The organism is Tardiphaga sp. 285_C5_N1_2 (assembly GCF_052076065.1).
GTDB lineage: Bacteria > Pseudomonadota > Alphaproteobacteria > Rhizobiales > Xanthobacteraceae > Tardiphaga > Tardiphaga robiniae.
Window position 1 is genome coordinate 4,437,556 of record NZ_CP197241.1, and the last position, 16,154, is coordinate 4,453,709.

At 59.9% G+C, this 16,154-nt stretch carries 12 protein-coding genes and 1 tRNA gene; 6 read left to right on the top strand and 7 right to left on the bottom strand.

The window, feature by feature from the left end; genetic code table 11:
• Positions 1-3: 3 nt before the first annotated feature.
• The 3 genes from AB7951_RS20960 (at position 4) to AB7951_RS20970 (ending at position 5,466) form a co-directional block, all read left to right on the top strand.
• Positions 4-999, top strand: coding sequence for an ABC transporter ATP-binding protein (locus AB7951_RS20960; RefSeq protein ID WP_439062507.1), 996 nt, complete (start codon positions 4-6; stop codon positions 997-999).
• Positions 996-2,027 (top strand): ABC transporter ATP-binding protein, encoded by a 1,032-nt coding sequence (locus AB7951_RS20965; RefSeq protein WP_338117556.1) that lies wholly within the window; start codon positions 996-998, stop codon positions 2,025-2,027. Before AB7951_RS20960 ends, AB7951_RS20965 begins: the two co-directional genes overlap by 4 nt.
• Before the next feature lie 244 nt (positions 2,028-2,271).
• Positions 2,272-5,466, top strand: a complete 3,195-nt coding sequence (locus AB7951_RS20970; protein WP_231077852.1) for an ATP-binding protein — start codon at positions 2,272-2,274, stop codon at positions 5,464-5,466.
• Positions 5,467-5,486: 20 nt separating this feature from the next.
• On the opposite strand, the gene AB7951_RS20975 is transcribed toward AB7951_RS20970, so the two are convergent.
• Genes AB7951_RS20975 through AB7951_RS20985 form a run of 3 tightly spaced genes read right to left on the bottom strand, consistent with a single transcriptional unit; the run spans position 5,487 to position 10,417 of the window.
• The gene (locus AB7951_RS20975; RefSeq protein WP_439062506.1) at positions 5,487-7,070 is read right to left on the bottom strand and encodes a Dyp-type peroxidase; all 1,584 of its coding nucleotides are present in this window, start codon (positions 7,068-7,070) and stop codon (positions 5,487-5,489) included.
• Positions 7,071-7,076: 6 nt separating this feature from the next.
• Positions 7,077-9,143, bottom strand: a complete 2,067-nt coding sequence (locus AB7951_RS20980; RefSeq protein WP_439066190.1) for a hypothetical protein — start codon at positions 9,141-9,143, stop codon at positions 7,077-7,079.
• On the bottom strand, positions 9,140-10,417 hold the full coding sequence (locus AB7951_RS20985; protein ID WP_439066189.1) for a cytochrome P450: 1,278 nt from the start codon (positions 10,415-10,417) through the stop codon (positions 9,140-9,142). The genes AB7951_RS20980 and AB7951_RS20985 overlap by 4 nt, the downstream gene beginning before the upstream one ends.
• Before the next feature lie 515 nt (positions 10,418-10,932).
• Between AB7951_RS20985 and AB7951_RS20990 the strand changes: the two genes are divergently transcribed.
• Complete coding sequence (locus AB7951_RS20990) at positions 10,933-11,205, top strand: hypothetical protein (RefSeq protein WP_147421613.1); 273 nt, start codon at positions 10,933-10,935, stop codon at positions 11,203-11,205.
• 108 nt (positions 11,206-11,313) lie between these two features.
• Here AB7951_RS20990 and AB7951_RS20995 read toward each other — a convergent pair whose 3' ends face one another.
• From AB7951_RS20995 to AB7951_RS21010, 4 genes are all read right to left on the bottom strand, one after another.
• Positions 11,314-11,451 (bottom strand): hypothetical protein, encoded by a 138-nt coding sequence (locus tag AB7951_RS20995; RefSeq protein WP_176454725.1) that lies wholly within the window; start codon positions 11,449-11,451, stop codon positions 11,314-11,316.
• Between the two features lie 64 nt (positions 11,452-11,515).
• A complete protein-coding gene (locus AB7951_RS21000; RefSeq protein WP_089267544.1) occupies positions 11,516-12,256 on the bottom strand; it encodes a Crp/Fnr family transcriptional regulator in 741 nt (246 codons plus the stop codon).
• A gap of 1,125 nt (positions 12,257-13,381) precedes the next feature.
• Positions 13,382-13,456, bottom strand: a tRNA-Glu gene (locus tag AB7951_RS21005).
• A 135-nt stretch (positions 13,457-13,591) separates the two neighbouring features.
• Positions 13,592-13,933: a hypothetical protein gene (locus tag AB7951_RS21010; RefSeq protein WP_089261503.1), complete on the bottom strand. Its 342-nt coding sequence runs from the start codon at positions 13,931-13,933 to the stop codon at positions 13,592-13,594.
• Between the two features lie 67 nt (positions 13,934-14,000).
• Between AB7951_RS21010 and AB7951_RS21015 the strand changes: the two genes are divergently transcribed.
• Positions 14,001-15,011, top strand: coding sequence for an RluA family pseudouridine synthase (locus tag AB7951_RS21015; RefSeq protein ID WP_068733953.1), 1,011 nt, complete (start codon positions 14,001-14,003; stop codon positions 15,009-15,011).
• A 213-nt stretch (positions 15,012-15,224) separates the two neighbouring features.
• A complete protein-coding gene (gene rpoH / locus AB7951_RS21020; protein ID WP_089261507.1) occupies positions 15,225-16,124 on the top strand; it encodes an RNA polymerase sigma factor RpoH in 900 nt (299 codons plus the stop codon).
• The last annotated feature ends 30 nt before the right edge of the window (positions 16,125-16,154 follow it).

Consider the following 16,154-nt stretch of genomic DNA (forward strand, 5'->3'; position numbering starts at 1 on the left):
GCGATGCCCCCCGTTCTCTCCGTCAAGGATCTCAGCGTCTCGATGAACGGCACCAAGGGCATGGTGCCGGTGCTTGAGCATCTGTCATTCGACGTCGCGCAAGGCAGGACCATGGCGCTGGTCGGCGAGTCCGGCTGCGGCAAAAGCATGACCGCGCTCGCGATCATGCAGCTATTGCCCGAAGACTTTCGCGTCACCTCCGGCAGCATTCTGCTGGATGGCGTCGAGGTTTTATCGGCATCACCCAAGGAGTTGCGCAGCCTGCGCGGCGACAAGATGTCGATGATCTTCCAGGAGCCGATGACGGCGCTCAACCCGCTCTACACGGTCGGTGACCAGATCGGCGAGGTGCTGCGTCAGCACCGCGGACTGAGCCGCCGCGATGCCCATGCGCAAGCGATACAGTTTCTTAAGGCGGTGCAGATCCCCGCGGCAGACAAACGCGTCGATGCCTATCCACATCAATTGTCCGGCGGCATGCGGCAACGTGTGATGATCGCCATGGCGCTGGCCTGCAAGCCGAAGCTTCTGATCGCAGACGAGCCGACCACCGCACTCGACGTCACCGTACAGGCGCAGATCTTCGACCTGCTCAGCGAATTGCAGGACAACACCGACACGGCCATCGTGCTGATCACCCATGATCTCGGCGCCGTCGCCGAACTCGCCGACGATGTCGCCGTGCTCTATGCCGGCCGCTGCATCGAACAGGGCGCCGCACACGAGGTCATCGCCCGTGCGCGGCATCCCTATACGCGCGGGCTGATGGCCTGCGTGCCACATCTGCAGCTCGGCCGCATGAGCAACCATGCCTCGGCCGAGCTCGACGAAATCCCAGGTATGGTGCCGCCGCTCGGCGCACGCGGGCCGGACTGCGCTTTCCTGCCGCGCTGTGCCTTTGCCGGCGCGATCTGTCGCGCACAGCCGCAGCCGCCGCTCGATCGCATCGATGCCGGTGCCGCCGTATCGTGCTGGCGTCATCAGGAGATCACACCGTGAGCGATGGCTTGAATATATCTGCGCCCGCAGACGTCCTGCTCGACGTCAACGATCTCGTGGTGCACTTCCCGGCCGGACGCCGCGGCATGTTCGGTCCACCCTCGAAGGTCCACGCGGTCGACGGCGTGAGTTTTCGCGTCCGCCGCGGCACCACCTTCGGCATCGTCGGCGAAAGCGGCTCCGGCAAATCAACCACCGCGCAGGCGGTGATGCGGCTGATCCCGATGACCTCCGGCCAGATCGTGTTCGGCGGCGAGAACATCGCAGACTTCCGCGGCGAGAGACTGCGGCTGGCGCGCAGCAAATTCCAGATCGTGTTCCAGGACCCGTTCTCGGCACTGGATCCGCGGCGCCGCGCGGGCGATCTGATCCGCGAACCGCTCGACCTGCTCGGCATCGGCTCGCCACGCGAGCGCGAGGTCCGGGTCAAACAGCTTCTGGAGGAAGTCGGCCTGCCGCCGCAAGCGGCTGATCTGTTTCCGCATCAGTTTTCCGGCGGCCAGCGCCAGCGTCTGTGCATTGCACGTGCGATGGCGCCAGAACCCGACCTGATCGTCTGCGACGAAGCGGTGTCAGCACTCGACGTCGCTATCCAGGCGCAGATCCTGAACCTGCTGAAGAAGCTACAGCGCGAGCGCGGCCTGACCTATATCTTCATCTCGCACGATCTCGGCGTGATCCAGCATTTCTGCGACGAGATTGCGGTGATGTATCTCGGACGCATCGTCGAACAGGCGCCGGCGCAGGTGTTCTTCTCGGCACCCTTGCATCCCTATAGCTGGTCGCTGATATCAGCCGCCGCACCGCCCGGCCCGCTGCGCGACCGGCTGAAGAAGGACTATCTGGTCAAGGGCGATCCACCGAGTCCGGTGGATCCACCGCCCGGCTGCCGCTTCGCGCAGCGCTGCCCGTTCGTGGTGGAGCGGTGCCGTGACGAATTGCCGATCCTTCAGGTCGAGGCCGAGGAACACTTCATCGCCTGCCATCGGACCGGCGAGATCGCCCCTCCGGATTTTGCATCCCTGTGAGCCGTCGCTGTGGGGCGTCCGCTTTGCGCCAATTGCTGTCACTCATATGTTCGTCGACGCTTTCAGCATGACGCGCCCATTGCGCTGTCCCCATCCGGATCGCGCGAACCGTCCGATTTGGTATTAGGCGCAACTGGCCGATGCTTTCCAGATCACACCACGCTCACCGCCTGAGACATAGCTCCCGACATTGCCATGATCGCGCAATTGGATAGATTGCTTGCTCCGCCGCAAAGGGTGAAAGGTGGCATCCAAAGAAGGGCACAACCTATTGGACGATTCCGAGAACCAATGCGCGTATTGCGGGTTCACGATGCAATTGGATGCACGCTTTTGCGGTGGCTGCGGGCGGCCAAGGGCTGCTCCAACTGCGCTTGGCGTTCATGCACTCTCATTCCTGCAATCGCAAATCCCGCCAGAACTCGCTGAGCGTATCATGCGGTCCGGCACATCCATGCTGGGCGAGCGCAAACGTGTCACCGTCCTGTTTGCCGACATCCAGCGGTCGACCGAACTCATCGACCAGTTGGACCCAGAAGAAGCGCTGGAAGTTATTGGCCCAGTGCTCAAGCGGCTGATGGACGCCGTGCATGAGCACGATGGGTTGGTCAATCAGACGCGCGGTGACGGCATTATGGCGCTCTTCGGCGCCCCCATTGCGAGCGAAGACCACGCCGTCCAGGCCTGCCGTGCAGCACTGGCTGCGAGAAATGCGATCATCGAATTCAATCGTCTGCATCAACGCTCGATCAGTATCAGAATTGGCCTGAATTCCGGACAGGTCATCATTCATTCGATCGGCAACAATCTGGCGATGAACTATGACGCCGTTGGAAAAACGGTTCACCTCGCCGCCCGAATGGAAGCGCTTGCCTCCCCTGGCTCGATCAAATTGTCGTCCGACACCTTCCAACTCGCGAAGGGCTTCATCAGCGCATTGCAGCTCGGGCCCGAACAAGCCAAAGGGGTCGCCGAGCCGGTGGAGACCTATGAACTGGTGTCGATGCGGCCGCGCACCCGCTGGCAGGCTCGCTCATCCGGCGGCCTCAGTCCGCTGATCGGACGTCGGACAGAATTAGATTTCCTCAAGAAACTGCTGGATAACGCCGCTGCGGGACACGGACGCGCGGTGACCATTGTCGGCCCTGCCGGGATCGGCAAATCGCGTCTGGTCCATGAGTTCATCGCCAGCGTTCCAGAAGAATGGCTCGTCCTGCAGACGACCTGCGCTTCTCAACGCGCGAACTCCAGCTACTATCCCGTCAGCACGTTGATACGTGAGCTCTTCGGCGTACGCGCCGAGGATAGCCCCGCCTCAGCTGCCAGCCGGACCAGCACCCGTGTTGCCCGCCTCGATCCAAATCTGCCCCCACATCTTCCGGCCATCCTCTCGCTCCTGGATCTCAACAGCGAGGACGAAGACTGGAAAAAGCTTGAGCCATCCGAAAGACGCAACAAGGTCATCGACGCCATGAAGACGCTCGTCTTCTCGCAGGAACGGTTGACGCCCTTGCTCATCCTGATCGAGGACATCCACTGGGTCGATGCCGAAACCCAGCTCATTCTGAACAGCATCATGGGGATGCTCGATAACGCCCGGGTCCTCGTGGTCGTCACGCAACGCCCTGAACGCATCTGGTCCGGCCGAGCGGTTGAACGCCTGGACATCGCGCCGCTCAGCGAACCGGACGGTGATCAACTGCTTGTATCGCTGTTGGGCGATGACGGAAGTCTGGGCTACATCAGACGACGTGTCCTCGCGAAAGCGCAAGGCAATCCACTCTTCGTGGAGGAACTGGCCCAGGCACTCAAAGATACGAAGGTGCTAGTCGGCGATCCGGGCCGCTACAAAGTCAGCGATGGATCGTCTAATATCAAAATCCCCGAGACCATTCATTCCGTTCTGGCATCGCGTATCGACCTACTCGATCAAGCGACGAAATCGCTTTTGCAAATGTCCGCCGTGATCGGCAAAGACATCTCATTGATCCTGCTGTCCGGCATGGTTGGAACTGATCCCGACGAACTGGCTCCTCGTCTTCTGGCGCTCGAGTCGGGGGATTTTCTCAGAAAGGCCACGACCTCCGGCACGGTCGAATATTCGTTCAAACATGAGCTCACGAGAGAAGTGGCCTACGGCATGATGCTACTCAGCGTCCGTCGCTATCTCCACGCCAAGGCGATCGAAATTATCGAGCTTCGATTCGCCGACCGTCTCGACGAACATATCGACCGACTTGCCGACCACGCGTTTCTCGCTGAGCTATGGCAAAAGGCGGTTCCGTATCAGTTGCGGAGCTGCCGTCGAGCAATCAAGCGTGGCGCCAATCAGGATGCGATCGCCATTTACGAGCGTGGTCGCGAAACGCTGGCGCATTGGCCGCCGTCGTCGAAGAAAACCATCTCTGAAATAGATCTGCATCTGACGGTAATTACGGCGCTCGAACCAATCGGCATGCATCAACGGATTGCCGACGTCTTGCGCGAGGCGCGCCGGCTGGCCGAAGAATCCCGGGAACCATGGCGGATTGCGGCGGTGAATTGTCAGTTGACAGTCGCACTCTGGAGACTTGGCTATCACGTCGAAGCCATGACCGCTGCCCAAACGGCACGGTCGATCGCAGAGAAGATCGGCCAACCCGTCCTAACCTTTGCCGCTCTCCACAATGTGGGCATCATCCACCATGAAACCGGCGACTTCACGCAATCGCTTGCGTATCACGAAAAATGTCTCGCGATCGAAACACCGGAGATCGACGAGAAGCGCGCTGGATGGGCCGCGCTTCCCAGCGTGATGCTTCGGACTTTCATGGCCGATTCACTGATTGATCTCGGTGACTTCTCTCGCGCAGAGGCTCTTGCAAAAGAGGCAACGCTGTTGGCGGCGGCGGCGAACCACTCGTATTCCCGCGCCAACATTAATCATGTTTTTGGTCGGCTCCGGATCGCGCAAGGGCGCCCTGTCGAAGCGCTCGCGCTGCTGAATGAGAGCTGGCAGACATGCCTCGATCTTGAGATGAAACAGATGTACCCGGTCTTCGCGTCCCGGATGGGCGAAGCCTATCTCGCATTGGGCGATGTCGAAGCCGCGCTCAACATCCTCGCAGTGCCTGAAAAGCTGGATATTCCGCTCGCTGAACACGCATTCGGCTGGCGCTTTCTGTTCATCGCTCAAGGTCGTGCTTTCCTTGCCGCCGGCCGCAGCAAGGAGGCCAAAGCCGTAGCTGAAAGAGCGCTAGCACTGGCGGAAGAGCGCGGAGAATTGCCACAGCAAGTCTACGCCAAGAAGCTTCTGGGCGACATTGCCCATATTCTCGATACGAGCAACACGACCACCGCAGAACGATACTATCGCGAAGCGCTCGGTCTCGCCGAACGGTGCTCCATGCAGCCTTACACGACGCTCTGCAACGATGCGCTTGCCACCTTGGTTGCCTGAATCAGACCCTGGCTGCGAGCTCAATCGGCCAGGGCGCGGACGGCATTGATACCCGGCAGGAAAAAGTACGCCCCACCGCGCACCGTGACAAAGGGGCGAGATTTTTCGATATGGAGATTGAACGGTCTCTGCTGAATGACGAGTTCATCTCCGTCATGGGCAACATGGCTAATCGGATCGGTCCCGACGGGCAGTCCTCCGAACTGAGGATTGTTCAGCCACGAATGCTGGATCATCTCGAACTGGCCAGCGATATCGGCGTTCAACGCGATGAACGCCGTCCCGCGCCGAGAACCCTTGCCGGTTGTCTCGTCCTGCTCGCCGCGCCTGGCTCCATACGGCCGGCCGCGCCTGATAATGCGATGCATCTTGGACAGCTTCAGTGCGACATCCGGGTCGGAGCCAATGGCATCGCGCGGATTGGCACGGCGAATATGCGCGCCAATCGGACAGGCCATCCCTGACTCGTCTTCGTAGGCGTAAAGAAAATCATTGCGTTCGGGTGCCGACGGTGAATCGGCGCCGGCACGCACCAGCGGCGCACCGTTGCGGTACCGACCGATCAGCCGTGCCGCAACCTCCTCTGTCGCCTCGACATCGGCTTTGCCATGCATTCGGGTAGCGATGCTGGCAACAAATTTCTCGAAGGCGTCCACGTCCTGCTCCAGTTGCCGGAACACCAGGTAGGTTCCGTTACGCAGCAGATCGCGCAGATTGGAGCCGGGCTTCACGGATTGGCTGCTGATGCGCTCCCGACGTTCATTGCGATAGCCGAGCACAAATTCGCCTGGCTTGACCAGGGAGATGCGGCGGTCTTTTGCGCTCAGGACCTTGTCTCTTTCGCCACTGTCCGCGGGGGTGTGACAAGACTTGGCTTTTTTCTCGTTCTTGGCGTTTTCCTCGCTTCGGATAGCCAGGGGCGACCCCTCGATGATCGGCTGCGAGATGCCGTCGACGAAGCCGAAATGCTCCTTGGCATCGTCATAGAGGCGGCCATGGACGATGACGGGCCGGCCGTTGCCTTGGTCACCAGTCACAACAACGTCAGCAACGCCGTTCATCGCGTGCAGCTCTGCCTGGACAAGGGCCTGCAAAACATGTTCTTCGGATGCATAAAGCAACAGCATGCCGTGCACCTCGGCGGACGGCCCCCATCCACCCCACTCCCATCGGCACGGTGAGCTTTCTCCCGCGTCGCCGAGAAGGCCGGAGCGTCGGGGCATCCGTCTGCCAGACGTCGGCTTCGGCGCCATGCCTTCGAGAAATTCCACGGAGAAGTCCGACAGCTGATGCTCGTCGAGATCTAGCTCCTGGAGGCCGCTGGCAGTGATGGCCAGATTGATCGCCGTCCGATCGCCAACACGCATGGCCTTAAGTGCCCGGATGTTCGTCGGCGGTAACTGCAGATCCGTCGCGCCGTCATCTTCCCCCTCAATCCTGTCCGCGCGCATCAATCGCTCGGCCAGATCGCGCAGCCAGCGCTTGGCAGCATCCCGCTGGCCTGGAAGAAAGTGCCAGGCCACATAGGCGGAGTACGGCAATTGCGGATAGCCGCTTAACAGCAGCCCCTGCACATCATGCCATTCGATTTTTTCCGTGTTCATGGTTTTTCAAAGACGTTGGAGGAATCGATCGATAGCCGGCGAACTCAACGGAGCGAACAGATCTTGTCTGGTATCGGTGTTCGCATTGATGCCGACAACACCGAGCATAGGATAGGCGCCGTACCAGACGATGGTTTCCACCTGGCTCTGCCGCACATAGGCCTTGAACGGCCTCGCATCCTGCGCACCTTGCCAGAACAGAAAACGGGTGGGCGGAAAACCGTAGCGTTTCCCTGCCGCGCTCACGAACGTATTGGTCCAGATCGCATTCAGCCCCTTCACGGCGGCCAGATCGATGAACTCGTTGAGGTAGCTCTCCCAGGCACCGCCGAAATTGTCGAGAAATAGCAGACGCCGGCCACCATCGATCAGCACCCAGCGCGCCGAGAGGATGGTTGGGATGCCGCCAAGCTCACCCTTGTTGAACCAGAATTTCGCGAGAACATTGACGGCGAACAGGACCAGTCGAAGGATCCAGTATCGAAGGACACCCGGCTTCACACAGGTGATGCTGGCCAGATGATTCTGGTACCGGTTAATTCCGGCTTCCTCGCGCGCATATTTGCGCGCGTTGTCGCGAGCCCGGATTAAAAGACCCGCGGGATGTTCAAACGTCGTCCTGTCGCGATACTCGAGTGCCCCAACCGCGCACAGAGCCAGCAGTCCGACGAGATAGCCGGCCATCACGCCGCTCCATCCCAACAGAACCATCAAAAGCCAGCCGTAAGTGAGCGATCTGGCCATTCCAGCCACGTTGCTGATGACCGTTTCCGGCAGCAGCGCTGCAACGAGCAGGACGCCGACCGAGACCAGAAGGAACATGGCGAACTGGATAACATCCAATGCCATACGCCGCAGATTCTCGCGCGTCTTGCTGAGAGGCTGAAGCTCGACCATCAACTGCAGCGATGTCGTGCAATACCAGCCGACGAGCAACAGCCCCCCGATACAGACAAGCTGGAACATGACCACCAGCACCGCACCCAGCGACATCAGGATCCCACTCGGACCATCCACCAATATCCCGGCCCATGTCGGTGATCTGTCAACGCCGGAGATGACCGCGAGCGTGACAACACCGATGAGCACACCGACCAGCGCGTATCGTGTAACGACCGCCAATTGCAGCGGAAAGCGCCAGAACAGATGCTGGTCGCGGGTATTTTTGCTCGCACTCCGGAGAAGAAGTTCTGCCGCCCGGACCACCAGCCACATCACGCTCAATAGCATCAAGCCGGTCAGCGTTGCCGGCTGTATGACTTCGGTGAGCTGTGAGACCCACGGCAATGCCGATACCTTTGTATCGAAATGCTGCGTTGCGTGACCGACCGTCTCAAGCCATAGCGGCAACACCGCGTAGAGCGCTGATAGTCGATAGCCCAAAGCCCAGCACACGAGTGCGCCCAGAGCGCATGCCAGCAGCGCAACGACGATACCAGCCGCAACAGCGATCTGGGTTCGAAACGTCATCTGCCATGGCAATTGCGCCGGCTGCTCTGCCCAGCGATTGTCGGCACTGCCGCGAATGCACTCTCGTGTCACGAGATCGAGCAACCCCGCCGGGCGACCGGGCAAGATCGCATCGACGAGAAATCGCGCCGAAAGAAACGACACTATTCCCTTCCGAACGCTGTTCTCGCCTTTGACCTGCGCCACCGTGCGGCCGGGACTGCCACTAAAGAACGTATTCGCACCGACGTCATGGCGCTCCCAATACTCCCGGACCAGATTTGGGGTCGTTGTTCCTGACAAGGGATAGCCGACACACCGGCGGTAGACCTCGTCGAAACCAATTGGTGCATACTTTACCAGCTCATCCAGAAAACCCGCTCTCGGGCCATCGAACGTTGCTTCGAATACGAGACAAGGCCCGCCCCCGTCGGCAGCGTCCAGGATGACAAAACTACAAAAATGCAGACCTGCAATCTTGTCGAATGGAAACAATGGGCGGCACTCAAGAAACGCTGCCTCACCGCCAAACTGCGGGTCGGCATTGTCGCGAAGATAGCCTCTGCACCATTCCACTTTGGACGGTTCGATCGGCGTGATGATCGTTGTGAAATTCGGATTCAATGGACGGGCTCCGATCCATTCGCATTGAACGTCACGCGCAGCGAGCAAGGTGCTGGCCCGTCGTAGCCGACCTGACCGCCCTGTCCGGGCGCGCGCGCCAGACCCGGCAGGCGCATCAGCGCGCGCACTATCTCCAGCATGACCACGTCAGCAATGTATTTGCCGAAACAGTGGCGCGGCCCGAAACCGAAATGAAAGTAACTCTCGATGGGACGATCGCGAAATGTGAGCGGGTCTGGAAATGCTTCGGAATCGAACATGGCCGCCAGCGGCGGTGCCAAGACAAGCGTCCCGGCAGGCACCCGCCGGGCCCGCGGGGTGCCGTTGGCGATGATCGTATCACGCGGGCATGTTCGCACCAGCAAAGGCAGCATCGGACGAAACCGCATGGCTTCATAGATGCAGCCACGTAACGCCTCCCGCGCCGCTGCGAGCTGGCCATTCGGCGCATCAGCGGCGACCGATCCTTGATCGGTGTGGATCGCACGCTCGAGTGCAGCGGACAGTGCCTGAGCATGCGCCAATGCCCCGGCCTGCTCCAGCAACTGATCCACGGCATGGGTGACGCCGCGGATAATGGTGGCTCCGCCCGTCGCAACCAGCCCGGTCAGATAGCAGCGAATCCACTCCTCATCAAACCAGGGCGGGTTGCCCGGCTGACCATGGCGGCGCTGCAACCGTGCCAGCAGGCTGTGAGCGGGAATGGATGGGTGCGATGCAGCGGCAGTAGTGGGGCCGCCGGATCCAAGCTGCAGCGTCAGTTGACAGGTCAGATCTGCGATATCGGCGCGAGACCGGCTCCACGGAAGCGAACCAACTGGCGGGTTGACCATAATGATGCCGGCCAGATTCCGCATGACGCCTGCCATTCGCTGCCGGTCTCCATTCAGTGGAGGGACGCCAAAGTATTCGGCCAGGACGGCAACCATCACCGGCTCCGCCAGATCGGCGACAACGTCGATCTGGCCTGAGTCCTTCCATGCCTCGATCCAGGACTGGCAATTCTCGGAAGCGATCATCCGGATGAGCCGGGCATCAGTCTTCTCGACCACGCTCTGCAGCATTTCCCTCTCGCGGGCATGCTGCTCTCGCCCATCGACCGTCATCAGAAACGGTCCCCAGGGCATTCCGGGCTCGATGGTGTCGCCCAGTTCAAAGTCGTCGAAGCGTTCGAGCACCTCGCGTACATCGCTGGCCTTTGTCGCCACAAGGACGTTGCCGACGATCGCGATGGGCCGCACGACGCGCAGCACCGCGAAGACCGCCTTGAACAACCGAAGATGGGAGAGCATGTGGCAGGACAGCCGATATTTGACGAGCTCGCCCCACATACGCATGCGCCATCCGAAGCGATCCACAGCGCTGGCGCCACCTGGATCGAGTCCATTGGGATCAGTCAGCTTCGAGCCGGATATGCCGGTTGCCGACTGATCCGGCGTATCGTCGCCGACCACCTGATCCCGAAATAGTTTCAATGAATGTTGATCCTGGCCGTCTGCCGGCAGCACCAGATCCTTGGTCTCGCGAATCCCATGCATCGGTGCGCCTATTCGGCTCGGGTTGGAGTGCTCAGCATTAGAACAAGAGCGTTTGTAGTTGTAGAACTATCTATATTCCATCGAAGATAGCTCGCCAAAACTAGGATTGTTGTCAGACTTGCAAGCTGCAACAACCAGCCGCTGGCCAGCGCCATCATGGCCGACACGTTAGCTGCCGCATTTCCCCGCGTCAGTGAACTAGATCACAGACAGCCGTCCATTCATTCGCATAGTAGCCTTATGGAGGCCAAATGCGACCAACGACAACACAACAACTTGCCATCGAAGCCATGCTCAACAGTCTGCTGGGGCCGCGTGTTTACGACCGCTTGTGCCTGGGTATGAAAGTCGGAGGAATGGACGAAGACGTCCTCTACGTCTTTGTCTCGAACGAAGCCTGCGCAGCGGAGATCGAAGCAGTTCACACAGATGACTTCGCTCTGGCCGCCGAGCACGTGCTGAATCAGCCCGTGCGCTGCGTTAACGTCATCCCATATGATTTCTCGGATCTATCGAGCCCATAGCGGGCCCCCCTCACCTTTAAGGGGAACCAGCCTTCGCGTTAGCGAGCTCACTGTCGCCACACGCAGACGAGCCGCCCTTCGGGATGGGGGCTCCCACCTGTCCGGCGTCTAGAAGCTTTTTATCGGGTTGCCGAGCAGCACCGTGACAGCCAACACTACAACGACGCCGTAGAGGATAAACACCCCGAGCGTGAGGCGTCGGTAAATGCGGCGATAGGTTTGCTCCAATTCGTCGACGGATGCCATGCCGAATACCTCCTGATACCCGGCCACTAATGGGCCAAACACCAACGAAGTCATGTGAACCACATCACACCTTGAGCGGCCGCCCCGACGCATCAAGGGTTGCAGGCTCGGCTTCGGCAACAGCCGCTAGCGCCTTCGGCTTGAGGATGGCGATGCTGCCGGGCTCAAGGCGGATCCACCCTTTCAAGGACCAGGCACGAAGTTGCTTGTTGATGCTTTCTCTGGTCACTCCGACCATCTCGCCGATCTCTTGTTGAGTGACGATAAACGGACGGCCGACGTCGGAAGGCTCGTGCTTCGAGGCCAAACCGATCAGCAGGTTCGCTAGCCGCGCAGGCAGGTCCTGCAGAATGACATGCTCGACCTGTTCACTCGTCCAGCGCAGACGGGCGCAAAGCAAGTGAATGAACTTCATGGCCAGCATCGGTTGGGATTCGATAAATGGAAAGAAGTCTCGCCGGTCGATCACGATAAGCTCGCAATTGGTGTGAGCAATCGCATCGGCCGTTCGCGCAAGCCCGTCGAGCAACGCGATCTCCCCGAATACCTCACCTTTCGTCACAAGATTGAGGATGGCGCTGCGTCCCTCAGATGAGGCGACGCTCATCTTGACGGCGCCGCTCACCACGACGAAGAGACTATTGCCGGGATCTCCTCTCACAAAGACGGTCGCGCCGCGTTTGAACTTTCGGAAGCTCACATACTGGCATAGTTGATCCAATGCCTTAGCGTCGAGATCAATGAAAAATGGATGACTGCGTAGTATCGACAATCGGGGGTTGATCTGAGAAACGCCTCGCGCCATCACAAGTGCTGCTCCATCCCAGAAATATTCAAAACAAGGCTAGACACATCGGTAGTGTGACGAAGCCCCCTCTCAAGAGTCATAGCCTGCCACGAAGACTTTAAGAAGTGACGCAGGATTTTATCGCGAATAATGGCAGAAAACGACGAGGAGTTTTGCACTGACACCAATGATTTCTTTGCGCCCAGAATCTGCCATTCGAAGTCAGCCGGCGGACTGTATAAGCAATGCGTATTTCTTATACAGTCCGCGCTTCGGATATCTTCTTGTTTCTTTCTTATACAGCCGGCTGCACGCCCAATGATCGGATAGAAAAATGCGGTTTCTTATGCAGTTGACCAACGGAAAGCAGCTCTCACGCCAGATATCTAGAGCTTAGGCCGGGCGTAGCTGGCTGTTGTAGAGCCTCAGTGTAAATGTATGCTCGACTTGCTTCTCGGAATCTCCGCCGACCACCACGTTGTCCGGCACCTTGCCGTATCCCCACTCCCACAGAAGCTTGCCCCACTTGTCGTCGCCCTGGAGGGCTTGGAGCAGGCCGACGATGATGGTCGTCTGTAAGGGCTTCTTATCGTTATCGACTGCTTTCTTGATGGTGCCCGCAATGGCGGGCGGCAGTAGTTCTTCGCCTTCGAGTATCCGGCGAATATGGCGCTGGAAAACTAAAGATGCAGCCGTTTAAGAAGCCGCCTTCCGTTGCCAAGCCGGCGCTATACACGCGCAAAATATGAATAGCTGAAGCACTCCGGTTTCTTTGAACTTGGCGCTCGCTGTCAAGGACTGTAGCGCCTAACATGATGCGACGTTGGAAGCGGGATGCCGACCCGATCACGATGTCGCTGAAACACCGCATGTTGAAAAGTGGGGCGTTGTCGAGGAGCACCGGCGGAGAGCCAGCGGTGGCGCTTTGGTGCGAGGATGCCGAGCGATGCACGACTCCTGAATGAAGTTATCCGGAAGGCCTGACCCACAACGTGTGAATTCGGCACGCAGACTCTATGCGTTCGCGGCTACCAACGCGACAGGAGCATAGATCCGATCGCCGACGTCCGCCCAAGCGTCACCACGCTTATTTGGCGAATATTCGACAGATTTTATGATAGGCACGTAAGCGATTGAAATCATTGGCGCTCCGTAAGGGAATCGAACCCTTATTTTAGCCTTGAGAGGGCCATGTCCTAACCGTTAGACGAACGGAGCGTGCGCGGGAGGGGATAGCCGGGAATGGCGGTGGCTGCAAGATGCTGTCGCCCCCTCGCCCACTTATATGGTTATGGTTCGCAGGCGAACCCTTGGGGTTCGTTTTGGCGACCCCTTGGGGTTCGCAAGCGAACCTCAGGGCTCGCTGGCGAATTTCAGCGTTCCCGCGGGTTTCAGGCTCTTGGCGTCGAAAGTGCGGATTTCGGTGCTGCCGCCGACGTCCAGCGTCAGCACGATCCGGTCGCCGGCTACCCCCGTGGAGAGGATTTTGGCGCCTTTCGGCAGAGTCGCGGTCGTCGCCGACGTCACAGTGCTTCCATCCGTGCGGAAAAGGCGGTAGCCGATCACAACGAGCAGCGCGCCGACGCCCAAGGCGGTGGTCAGGCCCGCGATCAGCATCATGCGGCGGACGCGCGCGATCATGGCGGCCTGTTCAAGGGTCGGTTCGGGCGCGCTATCGGCGGCGGGCTGGGTCATGCAAACACTCGTCTCTTAATTCACGGCTCTCGAAGCAACACGCTTCTGTCAGGTAAGGCTTTACGGAATGAACGATCAACGGCTGGATGTCACGGTGCAGGGCGACGAAGGCTCGACCCGGCTCGATCGCGTGCTCGCCGTGCGCAGCCCGGCTTTGTCGCGGTCGCGGCTGAAGGCGCTGATCCTCGCCGGCCAGGTGACGATCACCCGGTCGTCGCAAGACCCCACCCCCGTGCGCGACCCCGCTTATCATGTCGCTGCCGGCGATACGATCACAATCGACGTCCCGCCGGCCGTCGCGCCGGAGCCCGAAGGCGAGGATATCGCCCTCGATATCGTGTTCGAGGACGAGGACATCATCGTCATCAACAAGCCCAAGGGCCTTGTCGTGCATCCCGCCGCCGGCCATGAAACCGGCACGCTGGTGAATGCGCTGATCGCCCATTGCGGCGCGTCACTCTCCGGGATCGGCGGCGTCAAGCGGCCGGGCATCGTGCACCGGCTGGACAAGGACACCACCGGATTGATGGTGGTCGCCAAGAACGACGCCGCCCATGCGTCGCTGACGGCGCAATTCGCCGATCACGGCCGCACCAACGAGATGCGGCGCGGCTATATGGCCTTTGCCTGGGGCATTCCAAACCGGCCACGCGGCACGGTGGAAGCGCCGATCGACCGGCATCCGCACGCCCGCGAGAAAATGGCGGTCCGCGAAGGCGGCCGCGATGCCGTCACCCATTGGGAAGTGCTGCAGGAATTCCCGGATCGCCACGGCAAGCCGATCGCGACCCTCTTGGCCTGCCAGCTCGAGACCGGGCGGACGCACCAGATCCGCGTGCATCTGGCGCATATCCAGCATCCGCTGATGGGGGATTCGGTCTATGGCTCTCATTTCAAGACCAAGGCGTCGTCGCTGGGCGTGAAGAGCCGCGCGGCGCTGGAAGCGCTCGACCGGCAGGCGCTTCACGCCTATTTGCTGGCTCTGGAGCACCCTCGCACGGGCGAGATTCTGGAGTGGACCAGCGAGCTTCCTCACGATTTGGCGGTTCTGAGAGCCCATATGGCCGTGCCAGAATGACGCAGATGCATATAAAAAAGTAAGCCTTTCCAAACGCTTATATTGGCCCCACGGGAACGTGACAGGGAATTCACTTTCAATACGCTTGTAGTAGGGTGTATGTTGCACCTGCGTCAAATGAGACGCGGAACATCGCAGCCAGGGCGGCTTTAACAAAGCGCTCGCTGCCTGGCCCGCCGCTATCGGGGGTCTGAACCACTGGAGGGCATCATAATGGCCCGTACAGCTACCCTTCCGGTTCTCAATGGAGAATCCGGCCTCTCGCATTACCTCGCCGAGATCCGCAAGTTTCCGATGTTGGAACCTCAGCAGGAATATATGTTTGCCAAGCGTTGGCGCGAGCACGACGATCGCGACGCGGCACATCACCTTGTGACCAGCCATCTGCGACTCGTCGCCAAGATTGCCATGGGCTATCGCGGCTACGGTCTGCCGATCTCCGAAGTTGTCTCGGAAGGCAACGTCGGTCTGATGCAGGCTGTGAAACGCTTCGAGCCGGAGAAAGGCTTCCGCCTGGCCACCTACGCCATGTGGTGGATCAAGGCGTCGATTCAAGAGTACATCCTGCGTTCGTGGTCGCTCGTGAAGATGGGCACCACCGCGAACCAGAAGAAGCTATTCTTCAACCTGCGTAAGGCGAAGAGCAAGATTTCCGCCCTGGACGAAGGCGATCTTCGCCCCGACCAGGTCAAGCTGATCGCCACGCGTCTCGGCGTGACGGAACAGGACGTGATCGACATGAACCGCCGCCTCGGTGGCGACGCGTCGCTCAACGCACCGATCCGTGACGACGGCGAAGCCGGCGAATGGCAGGACTGGTTGGTCGATAACTCGCCCAATCAGGAAACCATCATGGCGGAGCACGAGGAGTTCGATCATCGCCGTCAGGCGCTGAACGGCGCCATCGGTGTCCTCAACCCGCGCGAACGGCGCATCTTCGAGGCGCGTCGCCTCGCCGATGAACCGATGACGCTGGAAGATCTCGCCTCGGAGTTCGGCGTCTCGCGCGAGCGTGTCCGTCAGATCGAAGTCCGTGCCTTTGAAAAGGTGCAGACCGCGGTCAAGGGCACCATCGCCAAGGCGGAAGCTGCCGCTCTGGAAGCTGCGCACTAACAGGCGCGGTTGATACGACAAATACGAAAG

Bases quoted from the DNA above. Each gene is read 5' to 3' on its own strand.
- AB7951_RS21010 (WP_089261503.1), bottom strand. From the start codon at position 13,933: ATGACCCAGCCCGCCGCCGATAGCGCGCCCGAACCGACCCTTGAACAG.
- rpoH (WP_089261507.1), top strand. From the start codon at position 15,225: ATGGCCCGTACAGCTACCCTTCCGGTTCTCAATGGAGAATCCGGCCTC.
- AB7951_RS20990 (WP_147421613.1), top strand. From the start codon at position 10,933: ATGCGACCAACGACAACACAACAACTTGCCATCGAAGCCATGCTCAAC.
- AB7951_RS21000 (WP_089267544.1), bottom strand. From the start codon at position 12,256: ATGGCGCGAGGCGTTTCTCAGATCAACCCCCGATTGTCGATACTACGC.
- AB7951_RS21015 (WP_068733953.1), top strand. From the start codon at position 14,001: ATGAACGATCAACGGCTGGATGTCACGGTGCAGGGCGACGAAGGCTCG.
- AB7951_RS20960 (WP_439062507.1), top strand. From the start codon at position 4: ATGCCCCCCGTTCTCTCCGTCAAGGATCTCAGCGTCTCGATGAACGGC.
- AB7951_RS20975 (WP_439062506.1), bottom strand. From the start codon at position 7,070: ATGAACACGGAAAAAATCGAATGGCATGATGTGCAGGGGCTGCTGTTA.
- AB7951_RS20995 (WP_176454725.1), bottom strand. From the start codon at position 11,451: ATGGCATCCGTCGACGAATTGGAGCAAACCTATCGCCGCATTTACCGA.